The 22,624-nt window shown below is 61.2% G+C and carries 19 protein-coding genes; 2 read left to right on the top strand and 17 right to left on the bottom strand.

The features are described from left to right. Positions 1-25 precede the first annotated feature (25 nt). From ftsH to ruvC, 15 genes are all read right to left on the bottom strand, one after another. Positions 26-1,963 (bottom strand): ATP-dependent zinc metalloprotease FtsH, encoded by a 1,938-nt coding sequence (gene ftsH, locus AC4CWF_RS04700; protein WP_491283978.1) that lies wholly within the window; start codon positions 1,961-1,963, stop codon positions 26-28. 102 nt (positions 1,964-2,065) lie between these two features. Further along, positions 2,066-3,487, bottom strand: a complete 1,422-nt coding sequence (gene tilS, locus AC4CWF_RS04695; protein ID WP_491283977.1) for a tRNA lysidine(34) synthetase TilS — start codon at positions 3,485-3,487, stop codon at positions 2,066-2,068. Next, positions 3,484-4,491 (bottom strand): tol-pal system protein YbgF, encoded by a 1,008-nt coding sequence (ybgF, locus tag AC4CWF_RS04690; protein ID WP_491283976.1) that lies wholly within the window; start codon positions 4,489-4,491, stop codon positions 3,484-3,486. Before ybgF ends, tilS begins: the two co-directional genes overlap by 4 nt. Positions 4,492-4,675: 184 nt before the next feature. Next, complete coding sequence (gene pal, locus AC4CWF_RS04685) at positions 4,676-5,215, bottom strand: peptidoglycan-associated lipoprotein Pal (protein WP_491283975.1); 540 nt, start codon at positions 5,213-5,215, stop codon at positions 4,676-4,678. A gap of 257 nt (positions 5,216-5,472) precedes the next feature. After that, positions 5,473-6,780: a Tol-Pal system beta propeller repeat protein TolB gene (gene tolB, locus AC4CWF_RS04680; protein WP_491283974.1), complete on the bottom strand. Its 1,308-nt coding sequence runs from the start codon at positions 6,778-6,780 to the stop codon at positions 5,473-5,475. A 14-nt stretch (positions 6,781-6,794) separates the two neighbouring features. Beyond that, positions 6,795-7,922: a cell envelope integrity TolA family protein gene (locus AC4CWF_RS04675; protein ID WP_491283973.1), complete on the bottom strand. Its 1,128-nt coding sequence runs from the start codon at positions 7,920-7,922 to the stop codon at positions 6,795-6,797. Positions 7,923-7,932: 10 nt separating this feature from the next. Continuing rightward, positions 7,933-8,397 (bottom strand): protein TolR, encoded by a 465-nt coding sequence (tolR, locus tag AC4CWF_RS04670; protein WP_491283972.1) that lies wholly within the window; start codon positions 8,395-8,397, stop codon positions 7,933-7,935. Positions 8,398-8,421: 24 nt separating this feature from the next. Next, the gene (gene tolQ, locus AC4CWF_RS04665) at positions 8,422-9,141 is read right to left on the bottom strand and encodes a protein TolQ (protein WP_491283971.1); all 720 of its coding nucleotides are present in this window, start codon (positions 9,139-9,141) and stop codon (positions 8,422-8,424) included. 230 nt (positions 9,142-9,371) lie between these two features. Continuing rightward, positions 9,372-9,815 carry a tol-pal system-associated acyl-CoA thioesterase gene (gene ybgC, locus AC4CWF_RS04660; RefSeq protein WP_491283970.1) on the bottom strand — a complete coding sequence of 148 codons (444 nt, stop codon included), beginning with the start codon at positions 9,813-9,815 and terminating at the stop codon, positions 9,372-9,374. An 87-nt stretch (positions 9,816-9,902) separates the two neighbouring features. Next, a complete protein-coding gene (locus AC4CWF_RS04655) occupies positions 9,903-10,409 on the bottom strand; it encodes an NUDIX hydrolase (protein WP_491283969.1) in 507 nt (168 codons plus the stop codon). Positions 10,410-10,414: 5 nt separating this feature from the next. Beyond that, the gene (gene ruvB / locus AC4CWF_RS04650) at positions 10,415-11,455 is read right to left on the bottom strand and encodes a Holliday junction branch migration DNA helicase RuvB (protein ID WP_491283968.1); all 1,041 of its coding nucleotides are present in this window, start codon (positions 11,453-11,455) and stop codon (positions 10,415-10,417) included. Beyond that, positions 11,452-11,856 (bottom strand): type II toxin-antitoxin system VapC family toxin, encoded by a 405-nt coding sequence (locus AC4CWF_RS04645; RefSeq protein WP_491283967.1) that lies wholly within the window; start codon positions 11,854-11,856, stop codon positions 11,452-11,454. Before AC4CWF_RS04645 ends, ruvB begins: the two co-directional genes overlap by 4 nt. Continuing rightward, entirely contained in the window at positions 11,853-12,140 is a 288-nt protein-coding gene (locus tag AC4CWF_RS04640; protein WP_491283966.1) for an AbrB/MazE/SpoVT family DNA-binding domain-containing protein, read from the bottom strand. The genes AC4CWF_RS04645 and AC4CWF_RS04640 overlap by 4 nt, the downstream gene beginning before the upstream one ends. 71 nt (positions 12,141-12,211) lie before the next feature. Continuing rightward, entirely contained in the window at positions 12,212-12,829 is a 618-nt protein-coding gene (gene ruvA, locus AC4CWF_RS04635; protein WP_491283965.1) for a Holliday junction branch migration protein RuvA, read from the bottom strand. A 129-nt stretch (positions 12,830-12,958) separates the two neighbouring features. Continuing rightward, on the bottom strand, positions 12,959-13,471 hold the full coding sequence (ruvC, locus tag AC4CWF_RS04630; RefSeq protein ID WP_491283964.1) for a crossover junction endodeoxyribonuclease RuvC: 513 nt from the start codon (positions 13,469-13,471) through the stop codon (positions 12,959-12,961). A 191-nt stretch (positions 13,472-13,662) separates the two neighbouring features. Here ruvC and AC4CWF_RS04625 point away from each other — a divergent pair, with 191 nt between their 5' ends. Continuing rightward, positions 13,663-14,988, top strand: coding sequence for a hypothetical protein (locus AC4CWF_RS04625; RefSeq protein ID WP_491283963.1), 1,326 nt, complete (start codon positions 13,663-13,665; stop codon positions 14,986-14,988). A gap of 189 nt (positions 14,989-15,177) precedes the next feature. After that, positions 15,178-16,191, top strand: coding sequence for an LLM class flavin-dependent oxidoreductase (locus AC4CWF_RS04620; protein ID WP_491283962.1), 1,014 nt, complete (start codon positions 15,178-15,180; stop codon positions 16,189-16,191). A gap of 78 nt (positions 16,192-16,269) precedes the next feature. Here AC4CWF_RS04620 and AC4CWF_RS04615 read toward each other — a convergent pair whose 3' ends face one another. Next, positions 16,270-16,911 (bottom strand): hypothetical protein, encoded by a 642-nt coding sequence (locus tag AC4CWF_RS04615; protein WP_491283961.1) that lies wholly within the window; start codon positions 16,909-16,911, stop codon positions 16,270-16,272. A 300-nt stretch (positions 16,912-17,211) separates the two neighbouring features. Beyond that, positions 17,212-22,044 carry a cadherin-like beta sandwich domain-containing protein gene (locus AC4CWF_RS04610; RefSeq protein ID WP_491283960.1) on the bottom strand — a complete coding sequence of 1,611 codons (4,833 nt, stop codon included), beginning with the start codon at positions 22,042-22,044 and terminating at the stop codon, positions 17,212-17,214. Between the last annotated feature and the right edge of the window lie 580 nt (positions 22,045-22,624).

The following is a 22,624-nucleotide window of genomic DNA, read 5'->3' as shown; positions in this document are numbered from 1 at the left end:
TTTTTCAACGCAGACAGCAGACCCGTTAATGCGGCTGGGGTTCCAGGCCGCTTTCCGGCTCGCCGTCGCCTTTCGGCTCATCCTTCTTGGCGCCGGCCTTCGGGACAGCAGAGCCACGCGCGGGCGGCGCATCGTCGCCGAGATCACGCGACGGCTTCTGGCCCCTGATCAGCGCCTTGATTTCCTCGCCGGACAACGTTTCATATTCCAGCAGGCCTTCGGCCAGGATGACGAATGCGTCGTGCTTTTCGGTGAGGATGCGGCGGGCTTCGGTATAGGCCTCGTCGATCAGGCGGCGCACTTCATTGTCGATCTTCTGGGCAGTTGCTTCAGAGACGTTCTTCGACTGCGACACCGAATGGCCGAGGAACACTTCCTGCTGGTTTTCGCCATAGGAAACCTGTCCGAGAATATCGGAAAAGCCCCATTGCGTGACCATGGCGCGGGCAAGCTTGGTGGCCTGCTCGATATCGGAAGAGGCACCGGAGGTGATGTTTTCCTTGCCGAAGGTCAGTTCTTCGGCAACACGGCCGCCCATCATGATGACGAGACGCGACACCATCCACTTGTAGCTCATGGAATAGCGGTCGCCTTCCGGCAGCTGCATGACCATGCCGAGTGCACGGCCGCGCGGAATGATGGTGGCCTTGTGCAGGGGATCGGCGACCGGCACTTCGAGCGCGGTAATCGCGTGGCCCGCTTCGTGGTAGGCGGTCAGCTTCTTTTCGGCTTCGGTCATGGCAGACGAACGACGTTCGGCGCCCATCATGATCTTGTCCTTGGCGTCTTCGAATTCTGCCATGGTGACAACGCGCTTGTTGCGACGTGCCGCCATCAGAGCTGCTTCGTTGACGAGGTTCATCAGGTCGGCGCCGGAGAAACCGGGCGTACCACGGGCGAGAACCTTCAGATCGACATTCGGTGCCAGCGGCACGTTGCGCGCGTGAACCTTCAGAATGCGCTCGCGACCGACGATATCGGGGTTCGGCACGACGACTTGGCGGTCGAAACGGCCGGGACGCAGCAACGCCGGGTCAAGCACGTCAGGACGGTTGGTCGCGGCAATCAGGATGATGCCTTCGTTGGCCTCAAAGCCGTCCATCTCGACCAGAAGCTGGTTCAGCGTCTGTTCGCGCTCATCGTTACCACCGCCAAGGCCTGCGCCACGGTGACGGCCGACGGCGTCGATTTCGTCGATGAAGATGATGCAAGGGGCGTTCTTCTTGGCCTGCTCGAACATGTCGCGCACGCGGCTTGCGCCAACGCCGACGAACATTTCAACGAAGTCCGAACCAGAAATCGTGAAGAAGGGAACGTTTGCTTCACCCGCGACAGAACGCGCCAGAAGCGTCTTACCGGTGCCGGGAGGGCCAACCAGCAGCACGCCGCGCGGAATACGACCGCCGAGACGCTGGAATTTCTGCGGGTCGCGCAGGAATTCAACGATTTCCTCAAGGTCTGCCTTGGCTTCATCGACGCCTGCGACGTCGTCAAACGTCACGCGACCATGCGCTTCGGTCAAAAGCTTAGCCTTGGATTTGCCAAAGCCCATCGCGCCACGCGAACCGCCCTGCATCTGGCGCATGAAGAACAGCCAGACGCCGAGAATGAGCAGCATCGGCAACAGCGTGCCGAGATAGCTCAAAAAACCCGAGGAGCCGTCTGATTCGGGCCGTGCCACGATGGTGACGTTCTTCGCCTGAAGACGCGACATCAGCGAATCATCGATGACGGGCGAATAGGTCTGAAAACCCGTGCCGTTTTCGGCATAGGTGCCGAGAACGCGGTTGCCGGTCACCACCACATCGCGCACACGTCCAGCATCCACATCGCGCAGGAACTGCGAATAGGGAACTTCCCGTGAGCTCGTCTGCGTCGGCGCCGTCTGGAACATGCTGAACAGAGCGATCAGCAAGAGGGCGATTATCGCCCAAAGGGCGAAATTACGAAAGTTTGGGTTCATCGAACTCCCCGGACAATGACGGCTCGCTCATCGGCAGCCGCCTTACTTGTCGCTTAACATAGGATTGCCGCAGGGCCTTGCCAAGGCAACACGACCCGTCGATCACCTTTTACGGTCGAAAACGTTAAATGGTAATGCCGCAAATGCACGTAATCCCATCAGAGCGGCCAAAGAATTGGCAATATCCACGTCAAACGCCGGCAGAAATGCGTGGTAAGGCTGGAGGACAGGCTCGATGAGCACACCATCCGGTGCCTGAATTCCATCATAAGAGTTGGGCAGACTTCGAAACGCCGCGAGCGAAAGCGCTGGCGGCGCCTGTGGAAACAGCGCCTGCGCAGCCGTCCGGTCCGCCGCACCGGGCTTCACAGGCCCGCAGTAACCGGCAGGCAATCGCACACGAAAACGGCCATCCCAGAGCATGTCTTGCGCGTGCCCGAGGGTGGATTCTGGAAGGTCCCGGCTTTCTCGGGCCATAAAAAGCGCGCTCTTCTGCCGCTGAAACAGCACCCGGCCAACCGTCAGCCGGCCCGGAGCCCCCTCCCCGACAAACGCGACAATCCGTCTCAGGCTCTCCCGCCCCGGCAGATGCGCACGCCCGCCTAAAACGGCGGTGAGACTTGCCAGCGCATATGCAAGGACGGCGGGTTCGGCTAAAAGCGCCGGCACCTCAAGGCGCGCCAGCACGCCGCGTTCGATCGTGAGGTGCCGGGCAAACAGGTCAGCTGCCGCATTGCCGAGGCGAACTCTTTCGGCCCCCACATCGGCTGCGGCTTGAATGAGCGCGGCTCCGGCCTCTGGTCGATCCGTCAGAACCCGCCGCGTGCGGGCCCTTTCCGAGCGCGGATCGACATTCGAGGGATCATCGATCCAGCCGATGCCGGACGCCTCAAGCTGCGCGCGGATCTCTGCGCGCCGCACATTGAGAAAAGGCCGCAGCAACCAATGCCGGCGCTCCACAAGCACGGCAGGCGCCATGCCGGCCAGACCCAGATTGGACAGGTTTTCCGCCGACAAGGCGTTGAGGTCAGGTGCGGCGTCTTCTGCCAAACAGTCACCCTCGTCACGCACGCGGGCTTTTCGCATGACAAGCGTCTCGATCTGGTCGTCAAACGTGTGGCCGGTGAGGATGGCGGTCGCCCCAACCGCGTCTGCCGTCTGGCACAGAAGCCTGTATCGGGCGGCCCGGGCGGCAGCGGAGAGGCCGGTGACCGGCTTTTCGCCTTCCCAGCGACGGATAAAATGGGGAACGGCAAGCTGTTGGCAGAGCCTTGCGACGGCCTGCGCTTCACCGGCCGATTGCGGCCGCAGGGCGTGATCGACGGTCACGGCCAGAAGTTCGATATGGCAGGAGGTTCCCGCGCTGAGGACGCTGTTGCGGAGCGCGACAAGGAGGCCGGTCGAATCGCTGCCGCCGGAAATCGCGACAAGCAGGCGGGCAGGTTTTGGCAGGTCGGCCAGAAAATGCGTGATCGCCGCTTGCGGCGACAGGCGATCGGTATTTGCGGTGGCAGGTGTCGTCACGGCCCGCAGGACAGGCGCTTCTGCTCGCTCGTCACCTTGCCCAACACGGCGCGCGCTGCATTCGGATAACGCTTGGGAACCTCGCGAAGGGTGGCGCAGGCGGTTTCGCGGTTGTCGAGGGCGGCCAGCGACATGCCAAGCTTCAGCAGCATTTCCGGCGCCTTGGCGGAGGTGCCATAGGCCTGATGCGCATTGAGGAAGGTTTTCGCCGATTCATTGTACTTGCCCTGCGAGAACTGCGATTCGCCGAGCCAGAAATTGGCGTCGGCTGCCCGCGCACTGCTTGGATAGGCCTGCAGGTAGCTGGTGAATTCGGTTTCGGCGAGCGGATAATCGCCGGAGAGCACATGGTTATAGGCGGCGCGATAGGCATCGCTTTCAGTGCCAAGCGATGCCGTTTTCGTCGGATCGGCCGTCGCCGGCCGAGAGCCGAGATCGACGCCCGGAAGAGCCGACGAATTACGCCCGGCATTATTGGCTGTGGCACGCACGGGGGCGCCGCGGCTGTCCATCTCGATGGAGCCGAGCGTGGTTTCGGCGGGGGCCGTGGACGGCGTGGATGAAACGGCACCGTTCGACGCGCCGGCAGGCGCGCCAGACGGTGATGGCTCGATCAGCCGCCCGATTTCATCGTTTTTTTTTGAGCCGGCTGCCGGCGCGGCAGCAACAGAGGGAGCAGCAGAGCCGCCGCCGGAGCTTTTCTCAAGCTCCTGGAACCGGAACTCGTTGTCTTCCTGCGTCTTGCGCATCTGCTCCTGCATCTGCAGCAGCTGGAAGCTCATTTCCTCGACGCGACCGTTCAGCTGGCGCACGACCTCTTCGAGCTGCTGGATGCGCACCGCATCACCGCTGCTCTGGGCAAGAATGACCGGCCGTTCGGCGGCCTGGCGTGAAGACGGCGCAACGCGTGCCGAACCGGGAACCAGTTCGGACATCGAAAATGCACCGGCCTGCCCGCTCGTTGCCGCAAGCCCCAGCATCGCTGCCAAGACAAGTTTCTTCATATCGTTCGTCCTGCGTTATCTGACGCTGCGCCCTTCAAGGCATCAGCAGAGTTTTCCAAATATCGGCAAAAAGCAATCGCGTTGACTGTAAAAGAGAACGCAAGTTCGGCCAAACTATGAACGAAAGCAAGAAAAGAAAAGGGCGGCCAAACGACCGCCCTTCTTATCTGCCCGCGCGGCCGGATCAGGAACCGGCGCCGCCGAGAACCGTGACGGCGCGACGGTTCTGCGACCAGCAGGAAATGTCGTCGCAGACGGCGACCGGACGTTCCTTGCCGTAGGAAATGGTCTTCATGCGGTTGGCCGGTACGCCGCGCGACGCGAGGTAATCGCGGGTCGCGGCGGCACGGCGGGCGCCGAGTGCCAGGTTGTATTCGCGCGTGCCGCGTTCGTCGGCATGGCCTTCAACCGTGATGGCGTAACGCGGATAACGCGACAACCACTGGGCCTGACGGTCGAGCGTCTGCTGGGCATCTGCGCGGATCGAGGTGGAGTCGGTGTCAAAGAAGATGCGGTCGCCAACGTTGACCGTGAAGTCCTGGCTGGAGCCGGGCGTTGCAGCCCCTGCACCACCAGCGCCGAGGCCAAGCTCGCCAGCGCTGTTCGGCATATTCTTCTTGTTGGCGCAACCGGCCAGTGCCAGCGCAAGCGTCAGCGCAAGGACGGCGGGGTTGCGTGCGAGTTTCTGCATGCGGCTCATCGCCGGGGTCATCGTGCGGCTCATGGCCGGGCTCTCCTTGATCAAGATTTCAGCGTTGCCAGACCGTAACTGTTTCTGGTTAACCCTAGTTCAACAATTATGGTTAACGATCCGCTACCAAACTACATTTCTTCGCAATTTCAGCCGATTGCGGCGACACCGTGGCAGAGCGCCACAAGATCCCGCCCGTGCAAGTCAGCATACCGGCCGTCAAACCCGCCTAACCGCAGGCTGAACGACAAATGGCCGCACATCTGAAAGACGCGCGGCCATGGATAAAGCTATTCGAGAAGTGGCGACCAGGCGGGGTCGGAACCGTAGCTCGGGGTCTTGACCAGCTGCTCGTTATAACCGGTCAGGTCGATCGAGTAGAGCTGCGGACCACCGGCGCCGGCTGCCTGGCGGAAGAACATCAACACGCGGCCATTCGGCGCCCATGTCGGGCCTTCGTTGTGGAAGCCCGTCGTCAGAATACGCTCGCCCGAACCATCCGGCTTCATCACGCCAATCGAGAATTTTCCGCCCGACTGCTTGGTGAAGGCGATCAGATCACCGCGCGGCGACCAGACCGGCGTCGAATAGGAACCGTCGCCGAAGGAGATGCGCGTCTGGCCCGAACCATCGGTGTTCATGACGTAAAGCTGCTGGCGTCCGCCGCGATCACTTTCGAACACGATGCGGGCACCATCCGGCGAATAGGACGGCGATGTGTCGATGGCGGCCGTGTTGGTCAGCCGTGTTGTGGTGCGCGAGCGCAGGTCCATCGTGTAGATGTTGGCATTGCCATCCTGCTGAAGGCTCATGATGACCTTCTGGCCATCCGGCGAAAAGCGCGGCGCAAAGGTCATGCCCGGAAAATTGCCGACCACTTCCCGCTGTCCGGTTTCCAGCTGCAGCAGGTAGACGCGCGGCTGGTTGCCCTCGAAGGACATGTAAGTGACTTCCTGACGGCTCGGCGAAAAACGCGGCGTCAGCACGATGTCCTTGGCATTGGTCAGCATGCGGACGTTGAAGCCGTCCTGGTCCATGATCGCCAGCTGACGCTGACGGGCAGTTTTTGGACCGCTTTCGGAAACGAAGACAACGCGCGTATCGAAATAGCCATCTTCACCGGTGATCTGCTTGTAGATCGCATCGGCGATGATATGGGCGACGCGGCGCCAGTTTTCCGGCTGCGTGAAGAACTGCTGGCCGGTCAGCTGCGATCCGGCAAACGTATCCCACAGGCGAAACTCGGCGCGCAGACGGCCATCGTTTTCGCGCGTCACGCGACCGGTGACGAGCGCCTGTGCATTGATGACCTTCCAGTCTTCAAAGCGCGGCGCCTTGTTGGGATCGCTGATTTTTTCGATGAAGGCGCTTCTGTTGACCGGCGCAAACAAACCGGAGCGCTGAAGATCTGCGGCAATGACCGCCGAAATCTGCGCACCCAGTTCGTTGCCGGAGAGGAAATCGGTCACAGCAATCGGCAGCGGCTCGACATTGCCCCGGTTGATGTTGATTTCCACGCGCGCCTGCGCCGGTGCGGTATACATCACGGCCATCGCGGCAAACGCCGCAAGCACGCGGATGAAAGAACGTTTCATCATGAGAACATAGCCTTTCAAAGCAGTTCGCTTGGATCGAAGTTCACGACGACTTCGCTCCAGGAGTCGTATTTGTCGGCGGGAAGGTTTTTGAACGGCGAAGAGCGCATGACGGCGCGAAGCGCGCTGCCCTCCAGCATGCGACGTGCGCTGTCCGATCCGCCGGTGGTGCTGACTTCCGGGCGGCCAATGATCGCACCGGTCTCGTCGAGCTTCATGGTCACGGTGATCACCATGCCCTGCGCGCCCTCGATACCGGCGATCACCGACCAGTTGTTCTGGATCTGCCCTTTAAGGGCATCCATCTCGCTCTGGCTGAGCGTGGAGCCGCTGGTGGTTTTCTTGCCGCCGAGGGCTGCCGGCTGGGCCGAACGTTTTGCGCCGCCACCGGCCGCATCCTGCTTGTTCAAGAGCGAGGCAATCTCGTCAGCGTTAAAATCGCTCTGCTTGGACGACGCGGATTTCGCCGTTTCCTGCTTTTTGTCCGCCACCTTCTTGTCGGGCGTCTTTTCAGCCGGCTTTGCGGTTTCGGTCTTCTTCGGCTCCGGCTTTTCAACCGGCTTTGCCTCTTCGGGCTTGGGCAGTTCCGGGCGCGGACGCGCGGCCGGTACCGGCACGCTATCGGGCAGCGGAATTTCCTCGGCCTGCTGTTCGGCGGGCTTTGGGGCTGGCTGCGGCGGCGGTTCGGGTGTGGGCGGCGTCGGCTCGGGCTTGGGCTGCGGCAGGGCTGCCACTTCCTGCGGTTTTGGCGCGGTCTCCTCCGGCACGACGTCCTTCACCTTGTTGGTTTCGGGCGTCGGCTTCGGCAGGGGCTTTTCGGCCTTTTCAGGCGCGGCCGCTGTTTCCGTTGCCACGGGCTTCTTCACCGGCGTCGGCGGGTTCTTCAGGTCAACATCGTTGTCGCCGGCATTTTCGGCGTTTTCCACGATGTCAGGGCGCTTGGTCGGCGTCGGCGCGGATTTCTCCGCCATCGGGGCCTTCTTGTCGCCCTGCTGGATCTGGGTGATCGATTCCACCGGCACGATATCCACCGGCAGCGCCTCCACATCGGCAACGTTCAACGCCGCCGGCGGGCTGAGCGAAAAGAGCGCCCAGGTGAGAACCAGCGTATGCAGAACCAGCGATGTACCAAGGCTCGTCTTCATCGAAAAACGATCACTTCTCCTGTTCCTGCAGCGTCACAAGACCGATATTCTTGAAACCAGCTGCAGAAATGCGCGCCATGACCTTCATGACCACGCCATAGGCGGCGGCCGTATCGCCGCGCACATAAATCCGTTCATTGTAACCGGTCGTGGCGATTGCCTCGAGCTTCGGCACCACTTCTTCAAGCGGGATGGCGCTTTCCTGCAGATAGATCTCGCCAGCCGGATTGACCGAGATGGTGATCGGCTGCGTATCGGAATTCATCGCCTTCGCCTGCGTTTCCGGCAGGTCGATCGGCACGCCAACCGTCATCATCGGCGCTGCCACCATGAAGATAATGAGCAGCACCAGCATGACGTCGACGAGGGGCGTGACGTTGATCTCGCTGATGGCGCCGCCGCGACCGCGACCGCCCCGGCGACGACCGCCACGACCACCGCCTCCGCCTTTGCCTCCGCCTGCCGACATACCCATATCATCTACTCCTGCGCGTCACGCTTATTGGGCAGCCTGACGCGGCTGCAGTTTTTCATCGATCTGGCGCGAAAGGATGGCCGAAAACTCATCGGCAAAACCTTCCATGCGCGACGACAACTTGCCGGCATCGCCCATGAACTTGTTGTAGGCCATGACGGCGGGAATAGCGGCGACAAGGCCGATGGCGGTTGCCAGAAGCGCTTCGGCGATACCCGGTGCAACGACGGCAAGGTTGGTCGACTTCGATCCGGCAATGGCCTGGAACGATGTCATGATACCGACGACCGTGCCGAAAAGGCCGATGAAGGGGCCTGCCGAGCCGATGGTGGCAAGCGAGCCGAGCCGTGCTTCAAACACTTCGCCCTCGCGGGCAATCGTCACGTCCATGGCGCGATCGATGCGCATCTGGAGGCCGATCGGCGAACGGGCGCCGCGCTCAAAGCTTTTTTTCCACTCGCGCATGGCCGCCACGAAGATCGCCGCAAGACCGGTGTTCTGGCGTTCCGCAAGGGTGCGATACAGTTCTTCCAGAGACTGCCCCGACCAGAAGACCTGTTCGAACTGGTCGAACTGGCGCTTGGCCTTGGTGAAGCTCATGTATTTGTCGATGACGATCGCCCAGGTCCAGACCGATGCGCCGGCAAGACCGAGCATGACCAGCTTGACGATCAGGCCGGCCTGCATGAAGAGCGACAAGAGGCTTACCGAGCCTGCGGCCGCCGCCAAATCCGCGTGTTCCATCTATCCACTATCCCCGAATCCAATCGCCCGGCACGCAAAATACGAGCCGGTTCGCAAGCGCAGTCTTTGAATGCGCGCACGCGCTGAAATGCCCGTTTACCTGAAGGTTTCACTGGCCTTCTCGCCTTCAATTTTGGTTAAACGAAGGCGTGCAGCGCACAATTTCCATGAGCGCCATTAAGACAATATTATCGTTAAGAATGTGTTACAGCACCGCGCAGTTGAACGCATCACCCCGGACGGAAGGCGTCAGCAATGCTGTCAGGCAGGCGTCGCGGACGGCCCACGCGGTTAATGACGGCGATGATCACGCGCGCGGCAATCAGCAGCGTTTCTCCACGGCGGATCTCCTGCACCAGCACCATCTTGGCGCCACCCGCCTTTTCTGTGCGGGTATCGATGGTCAGAACATCGTCCATCCGGGCCGGCGCCTTGAAATCGATCTCCATGCGATGCACCACAAAAACAAGCCCTTCCTCATCGACAGACAGAAGCGCGCTCTGTTCGCAACCAAGGCAGCGCAGGTAATCGGTGCGGCCACGCTCCAGAAAATGCAGGTATCGCGCGTGATAAACGAGACCGGAAAAATCCGTGTCCTCGTAATAGACCCGCTGCACGAGGCGATGCGCACCGTCGATCAATTCTCCGGCAAGCGAAACAGTGATCCGGTCCATCGGCAAGGTCCCATTAGTCTCAAGATTTGGTAGCGGCCCTTCTAGCGGCAGTGCTGTCGCAAGACCAGCGGGCACGACCACGCAAAATCAGGGTTTTGCGTCGAGATTGCGGTCATCCCACACCAGATGACGCGGTGCGGCGGGCAGGTTTTCGATCTCGTCGGCGATGAAATAGGGCGGAATGTCCAGCGCCGTCAGGGCGCTGGCTGTCGCCTCTACCCATTTGAATTCCAGATCGTTGTCGCCATCGCGGATGTTATGGACGATGCCTTCAGGCGCAAACGGAAAGCTCTCCGGCACGCTCATGAGGTAATAGACGCCAAGCTCGTGCCAGTCGCGGCCCTCGTAGTGAAAAAAATTCTCGACCACCCAGAGCAGGCGCTCGACGGTGACGTGAACGCCGATTTCCTCGACCATCTCGCGCTTCAGCGTTTCTTCCGAGGTCTCGCCGATTTCGACACCGCCGCCGGGAAAGGTCCAGAATTTTTCGTGGGTCGCGCGATGGACGAGCACATGGCCATTGCGAAACCCGAGGCCGGCCACCCGCATCTGAAACGTGCGCTTCGGTTTGGTCTTGATGCGAACACGGGTCATGGCGGTTACTCGTCGTCCAGGCTGAGGCGAAACTGCGCAGCTTCCAGATCTTTTGGCGGCTGCAGGCCGAGATGTTTCCAGGCGGTTGGCGTCAGCACGCGCCCGCGCGGCGTGCGCTGGATAAAGCCCTGCTGGATCATGTAGGGCTCGATGATATCTTCGATGGCATCGCGTGGCTCGGAAAGACCCGCCGCAATCGTTTCGATGCCGACCGGTCCACCGCCAAAATTGACGGCGATCATCGAGAGATAACGTTTATCCAGCTGGTCGAGACCCATATTGTCGACATTGAGCCGCGTCAGCGCCTCGTCTGCAATCTGTTTTGTGACCGCTTCGGCGCGCGCCACTTCGGCAAAATCGCGCACGCGGCGCAAGAGGCGTCCGGCAATACGCGGCGTTCCGCGCGCGCGGCGGGCAATTTCGCGCGCGCCGTCCTCGGTAATGCCAAGCCCCATCAGCCGCGCACCGCGCCGGACGATGAGTTCCAGTTCCTCCACCGTATAGAAATTGAGGCGCACCGGAATGCCGAACCGGTCACGCAACGGCGTCGTCAGCAGGCCAAGACGCGTGGTAGCCGCCACCAGCGTGAATTTTGACAGGTCGATCTTCACCGAGCGCGCCGCCGGCCCCTCCCCGATGATGAGGTCGAGCTGGAAATCTTCCATCGCCGGATAAAGGATTTCCTCGACCGCTGGGCTCAGACGATGGATTTCATCGATGAACAACACGTCGCGGTCTTCGAGATTGGTCAGAAGCGCTGCCAGATCCCCCGCCTTGGCAATAACGGGGCCGGAGGTGGAGCGGAAATTGACGCCGAGTTCCTTGGCCATGATCTGGGCAAGCGTCGTCTTGCCAAGCCCCGGCGGGCCCACGAACAGCACATGATCCAGCGCCTCGCCACGGTTTTTAGCCGCCTCGATAAAAATCTTCAGGTTGGCGCGCGCCTCCGCCTGGCCGGTAAACTCGTCCAGCGTCTGCGGGCGCAGCGCCACATCGAGATCTTCCCCCTTTTTTTCGGGCGAGAGGATGGAATTGGGGAGGGTCATGCAAGCAGTTCCATACCGGGCACGCGGGCTGCGGCTTTCTGGTCGAAGGTTTTGACGGACCGGCAGCCCGCCTGCAATGAGCAGGCGGCAATCAGGCTATCGGCGAAATCGGCATTCTGCCGCAACGCAAGCTGCAGGGATCGCACCACGAGATCATGATGTTCAACGTCCAGTCCGCGCGTGTGCAGCAGTTTGTCAATGGCACCGAGGGACGCCTTGCGGCTGAAGCCGAGCCGCGCCCTTAGCGCCCAGTCCAGTTCAAGAATGGCAATCAGAGAAACAAACACGCTGTAGTCTCGGCCGATACCGGCGCCAAATCGCAAAGCCGCATGCCGCTGTTGCGGATCATCGTCCGTCAGCAGCCGAATAAGCACATTTGTATCCAGGCCATAGACCGTCATGCGGCCACATCGCCCTTTCCGGGGCGCGACACGTCAAAAGCATTGGTGCCGGCCGCATCCAACACGGCCTGATCGATTTCTTCAAGCGTCGCAGAACCGCCGGGGGCCTTGCCCAGATAGCCGGCAAGGTCGCTGAAATCCACGTTCTTCGGCGTTACCACAACGTCTCCATCAATCAGGCTATAGACAAGCGTATCGCCGGGCCTCAGATTGAGGGCTTCCCGCATTTCCTTCGGAATTGTCACCTGCCCCTTGGGTGACAAAGTGCTTTCCCAGATCGGCATGACAATCTCCGTTCACATCCTCAACGGGAAGACGATATCACATTTTTCAAACAAACTGAAAAATGTCCGACTTACCGCGAAAGTTCCTTCAGCCCGAGCCGGATCAGCTTGGCGCTGTCGCCGCCCTCGCCGCCGTTCTTCAGGGCCGCTGCCACCGCATTGGCCGCCTGATCGCGCGAATAACCGAGATTGGTGAGCGCCGAAACCGCATCGGAGACCGGAGCAGACGCAACGCCCTCCCCCAATTCCTGCTTCAGGCCGATATTGGAGCCGGCATCTCCGGCAAAGGCGGGCGCCTTGTTCTTCAGCTCCGTCACGATCCGGATGGCGACCTTGGGGCCAACACCGGGGGCGCGCGAAATCGCCACCTTGTCCTGCAGCGCAATGGCATTGGCAAGCTCGGAGGGCGTCAGCGTCGAGAGCACGGCAAGCGCTACCTTCGCGCCCACACCCTGCACGCTCTGCAACAGGTTGAACCACTCCCGCTCCAGCGCTGTCATGAAACCGAAGAGTTTCAGCTGGTCCTCGCGCACATAGGTTTCGATGAACAGCACGACGGCTTCCCCGGGCGAGCCGATGCGCGAGAGCGTGCGAGAGGAGCAATGGGCGACGTAACAGACGCCATGCACATCTACGAGCACATGATCGTCGCCAATTTCGTCAATGGTGCCTTTGAGCTTGCCGATCATGGAAAAGTCCGCCGCGCAGGATTTCGGGAGAAGGCGCCGCCCGCCTCATCCTCAAGCGCTAGAGCCGGAACCGGAACAAGTCAAGAACAAACTCGCGATCTGCCCGGCCGTGGCAGACGCCTCACATGCTCAAGCCGAGGCCAGGATCTGGCGCATGCGGTGGCCGCCGCGGTTATGCGCATGGCAGATAGCGATGGCCAGCGCATCGGCAGCGTCATTGCCTTTGAACTCCGCCTTCGGCATCAGGATCTTCAGCATCATGTGGATCTGCTGCTTTTCGCCGTGGCCGACGCCGATGACCGCCTTCTTGACGGCGTTCGGCGCATATTCGGCAACCTGCAGACCCGCACGGGCCGGCACCAGCATGGCGATGCCGCGCGCCTGACCAAGCTTCAGCGTCGCCACAGCGTCCTTGTTGACGAAGGTCTGCTCCACGGCCGCCTCATTGGGCTGGTAGGCATGTACCACTTCGGCAAGGCCATCGTGCAACTGGCAGAGCCGTGAGGCGAGATCCATGTCGCCATCGGAGGTCACTGTGCCTGACGCCACGAAGCGCAGGCTATTGCCCAGCGTCTCGATCACACCCCAGCCGGTGCGACGAAGGCCCGGATCAATGCCGATAATACGAATCGTCTGTGTCATGGCCTGTATCCTATCGCGCCACACCGGCATCTTGCCAGCGACAAATCGAACAAAAACAGAACAGGTAATATACGGACCTTAACTGTACGTTAAAGATAACAATTCATTCCGCACACAAGAACGGCAAGTTCGGCAACAGTATCGCTCGAATCACATTAGGTGATTGCTCACAACAAGATTGGAGGTCCATCATGATGATGTTCACCCGCTTGAAGAACAGGCCGATCGAGACGATCCTTCTTTTCGTCACGTTCAATCTCGTTGCGGTAAACCTGATCGCCATCAAGGCGCTTCACGTCTCGCCAGAGATACTGGGCTTCAGCATTGCCGCGGCACTGACCGCGGGCGCAGCGATTGTCACGCTTGCCTATAAATTTGGCGATCCGCTGTCGCGGCTTGCACGCCACGCAACCGACTGGAACGCCGGCGAAAGCCAGGCTGACCTTGCCGACCAGGCCCGCAAGGACCATCTCGGCACGGTTGCGCGTGGCATGGCGCAAATGAAAACGATGATCCGCGAAAACGATGCGCAGCAGTCTGCCCCGCTTGCGCGGCTGGAAGACAGCCTGCGCCGGCTGTCGAACGGCGATCTCGGCGGTGCTCTGCAGCAGCCGTTTCCGGATGCGCTGGACGGCCTTCGCGTTCGTTTCAACCGTCTGGCCTCGATGCTGAACCTCAACCTATCGGTGGTGGCACGCAGCGTTCGGTCCATTCGCGAGCAGGCCCGTTCCAGCCAGGCGGATATGGCCGTCATTGCCGAGCGGCTGGCAAACGTGCTGCCAACCGTGCAGAAGGCGCTCGGCTCCATCGAGATCATGCAAAAGGCAACGCGGCTTCGTGGCGAAGATGCCGCCAGCGTTTCGCGCCATGCCACGGAGGCTGCCAACAGCAATGCCCGCCTGCAGAACGCTTTTGCACGCGGCCACGCGGCCACTGCTGCGGCGCATGCCTCCTTTGCCAGGTTGAATGAACTGGTGGACCAGGTTGCCACGCTTGCCATCCGGGCCGAAACCCTTGCCGCAGATCTCGACGCGCGGCCGGGCGCGACGGATACCGGTTCCGGCACTCCATCCGAGCAGGCGATCCTGGCGCTTACCGTGCGCAGGTTCGCCGAAGACTGCACCGGCACCGCCCGTGGCCTGATGCTGCACGCCCGCGATGCCGGCCATGATCTCGACGAAGCCCACCGGGGCCTTGCAGCGCTGCAGAGCGAAACACAGGCGATGGGCGAGGCCTTGTCGAACCTTGCCCCCCCTGCCGAACGCCTGTCGCGTAATGTCGACCTGGAAGGCCAGCGGCTGTCGCTTGCGCACCTTGCCGTCGGCGAAAGCGAAATCGTTCTTTCACGGGCGCGGGACATGGCCGAGGCGACGGAAAACGCCCTGATCCGCATCATGAGCGAGGCCGGCACGGCCGATACACGGCTTTCGCTGTTTTCGCTCGATACTCCGGGCGACGAGGCAAGCGGCCAGGGCCAGTTCGGCGGCATGCGGCCGAACCTGCGCTGCGTCACCTGATGACAGGACGCGGCGTGTTCTGAGGTCCAGCATACCCCCTCACCGCCTTATGGTGGTGAGGGGTTTTCGGGAAGGATCTCCCTCCGGTTTCACATCCTCTCCAGAGAATTCCTCCACAGGTGGTTAGAAACGGCCTCCCCTCTGCCTACATGAGAGGAAAGCACGATCCACCATTTGCAGAGAAATTCCATGATCCCCTTTTCCATTCTCGATCTGTCGCCGGTCCCGGAAGGCTCGACGGTGCGTGATGCGCTTCAGCAGTCCAGCCGTCTGGCGCAGAAGGCTGAAGCGCTCGGTTACAACCGTCTCTGGCTTGCCGAACACCACGGCATGCCGGGCATCGCAAGCGCTGCCACCTCCATTGTCATCGGCCATGTCGGCGCGGCCACCACGCGCATTCGCATCGGCTCCGGCGGCGTAATGCTGCCAAACCATTCGCCGCTTGTGATTGCCGAACAGTTCGGCACGCTGGAAGCGCTGTTTCCCGGCCGTGTCGATCTCGGTCTCGGCCGTGCGCCCGGAACGGATATGCGCACCGCCCGCGCGCTGCGCCGCAATCTCGATGCGGGTGCGGAAAATTTCCCGCATGACATCGTTGAACTTCAAAGGCTGCTTGGCACTCCCGTTGAAGACCAGTCCATTCTCGCGGTTCCTGGAACCGATGCCCATGTGCCGCTCTGGCTGCTCGGCTCCAGCCTCTACAGCGCGCATCTGGCCGCAGCACTCGGCCTGCCTTATGCGTTTGCCTCACATTTTGCCCCGGACATGCTGTTTGATGCGATCGCCATCTACCGCGAGCGGTTTCAGCCCTCGGCAGGGCTGTCGAAGCCTTATGTGATGGTGGGTGTGATGGGCGTTGCGGCGAACACGGACGAGGAAGCAGCTCACCTCTTCACGTCAGCCCAGCAGCAGTTCGTCAACCTGCGCCGCAATGTGCGCGGCCGTTTTCCGCGTCCGGTTGCCAGCATGGACGGCTTCTGGTCCGAGATGGAGCGGATCAATGTCGAGCATACACTGCGTTTTGCAGCCGTCGGCTCTCCCGCCACCATCGAACGGCAGCTGACCGAATTTCTGGCAGAAACCGGTGCCGACGAGCTGATCATTTCGATGCCGATCCACGACATCGAAAAACGCCTGACCTCAGCTGAACTGTTTGCCGGCCTGCCGCTGATGCAGCCGGTGCTGGCAGAAGCGGCGGCCTGACTGTCCTCGTGTGATGCGTGATGGCGCTCGCAGCACCGGGTTCGATGCCCGTCGCTGCGGGCACTCTTTATCGTGCCTTTACGCCTGGGCGGATTGCGAAGAACCGGAGGCCGCAGTCCAGGTCAGGTAATAATACTGGTCGCCAATCATGCCGAAATAGGCACTTTTGCCTGTTGCACGATCGATATGGCTCTGATCAGCATTGCGCTGATAGGTGCCGCCGCTGGCGCGCGCCAGATGCTCTCTCAAGAACGTGCTCCAGTCATCGGTGTCCGTGGATGTGGCCGTCTGCGGTACGGCGTCCTGCGCCTCCACGTCCCAGGCCGTGACCTCGCGGCCGTTGACGGCATCGGTCACCTTTAGCGTGCCGTCGTCCAATGCCTTGAGCATGGCTGCGGCCTGCGCGCTTGTGTCCGGGGCAGCTTCCAGATCCTTGAGCTTCGCCTTCAGCCCCGCCATGAAGGAGGCGGTTTCGATATCCGTGGACATCGCAGGCTCTTCAACAGCCGCTTGCGGGTCGGACTGGGTGCCACCGGTCAGGATGTCAGCCAGACTATAGGTCGTGGCATCATCCCCATCATCGCTGTCCATGCCGTAACTGGAGATGATCCGGCTTGCGAGACTGCCCTGGCCCGCATCGGTCTCCGGCGATGTTTCCTTAAAAACTCTGATCGCTGTCTGCATCGACCAGATGCGCACCGTATCAATGGACGAAACCATGGCTGTCACCTCGTTGCCGCGATGGGTCAACAGACCAATCGCGAGGAGGAAAATCTTGCACGGTAACCCTGCTCCAGGCTGGAAACTGTGACCCATCATCAACTTGACGCCGCATCAGATTATCCGGATACGCAAGGGCCAGATGCGCCCGAGACACTATCGGCGCGATAAAAGCATCACGAGGCGACGCGCCGTTCTGCCGCAACCTTGACTTCCACCCTCACGCCGGAATGCAGGCCTGCGCCTGTGCGACCAGCTTTCGAGGCGGATTGAAACGCGCCGCGTCCCGCGCACACCTGATCAGAACCGGCTGGCAGCCCCCACCCTGACGCCAAGCCCGATATCTCCATCACCTTCGATGTCAAACAGCAGGCGGGCATTGATGGCGAGTTTCGAGGTGGTTTCCATGGCAAGGCCGGCAGACACCGTAGCAAAGACACCGGAGCCGTCGAGGCCTGAAAAACCGAGGTTGGCGCCCAGAACAGGCGTCATCTGCGTCCCGTTTTCCAGGAGGAAATTGCGCGAGATTTCCGCCCCGAGGCTTGCCCGCAACTGCTCCGTGGTAAATTCGTTCAGCTCGATCTCATCGCCCCCGTCGTTCGAGATCGTATAGCTGTCCACCGTTTCGGAGAGATAAAGGAGCCTTGCCTTCGGGCTGAGGATGACATCGTCTCCAAGCTGCCATTCGCCCTTCAGCGCCGTGTCGAACGCAAAGCGCGTCGTGTCGAACGTGCCATCCCAGAAGGCCGTGTCGATATCATTCGACGACCCGCCATAGAGAACACTGGCGTCGAAGAACACGCCCCGGCCAAGTTCCAGCGAGGCATAGGGACCGGCAAACCAGCCATTGCCGGTCAGTTCGGCATCCTCATCGCTCGGGTCGGTCATCCGGTCGTAATGGAAGGACACACCGATCAGCGCCTTTTCCGTCAGCAGATAATCGACGCCTGCGGAAATCATGGCGAACTGCCCCCACCGATCGCCGTTGTCCTCGCGATTGTGGGCCATGAATGAGCCGTCGATCCACAGGTTGAACGGCAGGAGGTCACCCGCGGCACCATCGGCGTTATCCCGGGCCGCCTCGATCTGCGCAAGGCTCGTCGAAAAGCCAAGCGTCATGCCATCCTGCGAGGGGGCCATGCGCATCGTGACAGGATCGGTCGAGGCCGCCATACGCCGGCGCTCCAGAAGGCCCGGCACCTTCAGGGTCGAAGCGATGAGGTTCTGTCGGCTGCGCACAAAACCGCGCACCAGCACATCGATATCCTGCACCACCTCATCGGGATCATAGCCGAGATTATAGATGACTGTGCCGGTGTTGGAAATGCCAAGCGCGCTCGTCAGCCTGAAACCCACCCGCACCTGGCCGGAATAGGCCGGATTGGGCGTGAACTGCAGATACCAGCCGACCGGAGTGACCGGCCCGGCCTGCGCCACTTGTCCCTGGATCAGCGTCGCCGTTCCCGCATTGGCGGGCTCGACGAAGGTGAGGTCCGCAGCAACGAACGGCCCGCCGGTGGCGCCGCGGTTGAGATAGACATCGGCAGGTGTGGCGCCGGGTGCCACATCGACAACCTTGTCCGACACCGTCACCGCCCGCGCCACCACCTTCAGCGTATAACTTGCCGTCGCCGTGTCGCCATTGCCGTCGCGCACCGTCAGCGTAAAGCTGTAATCCCCTTCGCTGTCGTTTTCGAGCGGTCCGGTGAGCGCGCCGGTGGACACGTTAAGCACCATACCATCCGGCAGGGCACCGGCCGACAGGCTGAACACCAGGGGTGCGATGCCACCGCTGACACTGATGTCCTGACTATACGCCTCTCCCGCCATGGCCTCCGGCAAGGCACCGGACGCAGGCGAGAAGCCAAAGGAAGCCGGAGCCGCCCGCGTCACCGTGACCGTATAGGTTCTTGTCGTCGTGCCATCCTGCGCGGTGACCACGACATCGATGCTGTTTGACCCAACCGACAGCGACTGCGCACCCGAAGCGGTGCCGGAAGTGACCGCTGTTGCGGCAACGGTCACCGTCGCTGTGGCATCACTCACCGTCGGCGTCAGCGTCAACGACGTCGTCGCATTGGGGACCGATACCGTATAACTCGTCGTGCCCGAGGCGAATGTTGGCGAGAGCGTGCCCGAGGACAGGGACAGGCTGGAGAGGTCGGCATTCGTGGAAGCCGGGGCCGCCCGCGTCACCGTCACCGTATAGGTTTTTGTCGTCGTGCCGTCCTGCGCGGCGACCACGGTGGTGATCGTGTTGGCGCCGACGACAAGGGAAATGGCGCCAGAAGCATTCCCGGACGTCACGGTGACACCGTTCACCGTGACCGTCGCAGTGGCGTCGCTCACCGTTGGCGTCACCGTCAGCGACGTGGTGGCGTTGGAAACCGAGGCCGTATAACTCGTGGTGCCCGTGGCAAATGTTGGCGACAGCGTGCCAGACGACAGGGAGAGCGCAGCGAGATCGGCATCTGTCGAGGCCGGGGCCGCCCGCGTTACCGTGACCGTATAGGTTTTTGTCGTCGTTCCATCCTGTGCCGTCACCACCGTGGTGATCGTATTGGAGCCGACATTCAGCGCAATTGCGCCTGAAGCATTCCCGGAGGTCACGGTGACACCGTTCACGGTGACCGTCGCAGTGGCGTCGCTCACTGTCGGCGTTGCGGTGATTGAACTCGTTCCGTTGGATACGGAGGCCGTGTAGCTTGTAGTGCCCGTGGCAAATGTTGGCGACAGCGTGCCTGAAGACAGGGAGAGCGCAGCGAGATCGGCATCGGTGGAAGCCGGAGCCGCCCGCGTGACTGTCACCGTATAGGTTTTTGTCGTCGTGCCATCCTGCGCCGTCACCACCGTGGTGATCGTGTTGGAGCCGACGGCAAGGGCTATCGCCCCGGAGGCGCTGCCGGACGTGGCCGTGACACCGTTCACCGTCACCGTCGCAGTGGCGTCGCTCACCGTCGGCGTTGCAGTCACTGATGTGGTCGCGTTGGGAACTGAGGCCGTGTAGCTCGTGGTGCCCGCGGCAAATGTTGGCGTGAGCGTGCCTGATGACAGCGAGAGTGCAGCGAGATCGGCATCTGTCGAGGCCGGGGCCGCCCGCGTGACTGTCACCGTATAGGTTTTTGTCGTCGTGCCATCCTGTGCCGTCACCACCGTGGTGATCGTGTTGGAGCCGACATTCAGCGCAATTGCGCCTGAAGCATTCCCGGAGGTCACGGTGACACCGTTCACCGTCACCGTCGCAGTGGCATCACTCACCGTTGGCGTTGCTGTGATCGATGTGGTCGCGTTGGGAACGGAGGCCGTGTAGCTCGTGGTGCCCGTGGCAAATGTTGGCGACAGCGTGCCTGAAGACAGGGAGAGCGCAGCGAGATCGGCATCGGTGGAAGCCGGAGCCGCCCGCGTGACTGTCACCGTATAGGTTTTTGTCGTCGTGCCATCCTGCGCCGTCACCACCGTGGTGATCGTGTTGGAGCCGACGGCAAGGGCTATCGCCCCGGAGGCGCTGCCGGACGTGGCCGTGACACCGTTCACCGTCACCGTCGCAGTGGCGTCGCTCACCGTCGGCGTTGCAGTCACTGATGTGGTCGCGTTGGGAACTGAGGCCGTATAACTCGTGGTGCCCGTGGCAAATGTTGGCGACAGCGTGCCAGACGACAGGGAGAGTGCAGCGAGATCGGCATTCGTGGAAGCCGGAGCCGCCCGCGTCACCGTGACCGTATAGGTTTTTGTCGTCGTGCCATCCTGCGCCGTCACCACCGTGGTGATCGTATTGGAGCCGACGGCAAGGGAGATGGCGCTCGACGCCGTGCCGGAGGTGACCGCAACTCCGTTCACCGTGACAGTCGCAGTGGCATCACTCACCGTTGGCGTTGCTGTCACTGATGTCGTCGCATTGGGAACCGAGGCCGTATAACTCGTGGTGCCCGAGGCAAATGTGGGCGACAGCGTGCCTGAAGACAGCGAGAGTGCAGCGAGATCGGCATCGGTGGAAGCCGGGGCCGCCCGCGTCACCGTGACCGTATAGGTTTTTGTCGTCGTGCCATCCTGCGCCGTCACCACTGTGGTGATCGTGTTGGAGCCGACGGCAAGGGCTATCGCCCCGGAGGCGCTGCCGGACGTGGTCGTGACACCGTTCACAGTCACCGTCGCAGTGGCGTCGCTCACCGTCGGCGTTGCAGTCACTGATGTGGTCGCGTTGGGAACTGAGGCCGTGTAGCTTGTAGTGCCCGTGGCAAATGTTGGCGACAGCGTGCCAGACGACAGGGAGAGTGCAGCGAGATCGGCATTCGTGGAAGCCGGAGCCGCCCGCGTCACCGTGACCGTATAGGTTTTTGTCGTCGTGCCATCCTGTGCCGTCACCACCGTGGTGATCGTATTGGAGCCGACGGCAAGGGCTATCGCTCCGGAAGCGCTGCCAGAGGTCACTGTGACACCGTTCACCGTCACTGTCGCAGTGGCATCACTCACTGTTGGCGTTGCTGTGATCGATGTGGTCGCGTTGGGAACGGAGGCCGTGTAGCTCGTGGTGCCCGCGGCAAATGTTGGCGTGAGCGTGCCGGACGACAGGGAGAGCGCAGCGAGATCGGCATTCGTGGAAGCCGGGGCCGCCCGCGTCACCGTCACCGTATAGGTTTTTGTCGTCGTGCCGTCCTGCGCCGTCACCACCGTGGTGATCGTATTGGACCCGACATTCAGCGCAATTGCGCCCGAAGCATTCCCGGACGTCACGGTGACACCGTTCACCGTTACCGTCGCAGTGGCGTCGCTGACCGTTGGCGTTGCAGTCACTGATGTGGTCGCGTTGGGAACTGAGGCCGTATAACTCGTGGTGCCCGTGGCAACTGTTGGCGACAGCGTGCCGGACGACAGCGAGAGCGCAGCGAGATCGGCATTCGTGGAAGCAGCACCTGCCGGAGTACAGGTCGCCACCATGGTGACAGAGGCAACGTCCGATGCTGCGGCGAAACTCACGGCCGTTTCCAGGGCAAAATAGGTAATCGTTCCGTCGAATGTATAGGATCCAGTCGCGGCATAAGGCCCTGTTCCCGTCGAACTGCCGGAATTTTCTTCCTTGTCATAATCGCCGGCATAATAGTTAACAAGGGTTGAACCGGAGACATTCAAAGACACGTTACCATTGACAGACCATGAAACCGTCTCTCCCACCGAAAAACCGTTGTAGTCCTTGTAATCATTTGACAACACGCCGGGGGGTAAGGTGGTGGTGGTCAGCGTCCGCCCCGAACCGCTCCAGTCCGCATTCAAACTCGTACATGCTGAAGATGGATCAGCAGCCTCAGCAGGCGAGCCCATTACGCCCGCAGCCAATGCGAGAACAAGAAGACCGACAATTTTTCGCCAAAAGCCAGGCGCCAAAGCCCGAAGGCAAAAGTGCGCCATCGCCAAACCTGCGCGGCCGCAGAAAAACGACAGTAACTTCAAGAATAGAACCATGTAAATTCTCTGCCGAAAGGCGCCGTTTTCGAAAAAGACCATTATAAGGCTTAAAGAACAGCTGTCTGATTCTTACTTCGATTTTCGGGCAGCAGGAAACACCAAACTCAAATTTAAGATGCAGAGCGGCCAATTCACAACCAATAACTTTTTGCTTGCGCGAAATATGCAACACAATTGCAATCTGGGATGGTTTTTTGACATTCTCACACGAATACAACCTGAAGAGGAAATTTTTAACCGACAAAGATGGCAA

The organism is Neorhizobium sp. PAMB6630 (assembly GCF_058242775.1).
This window is presented reverse-complemented; position numbering and strand designations above follow the sequence as displayed.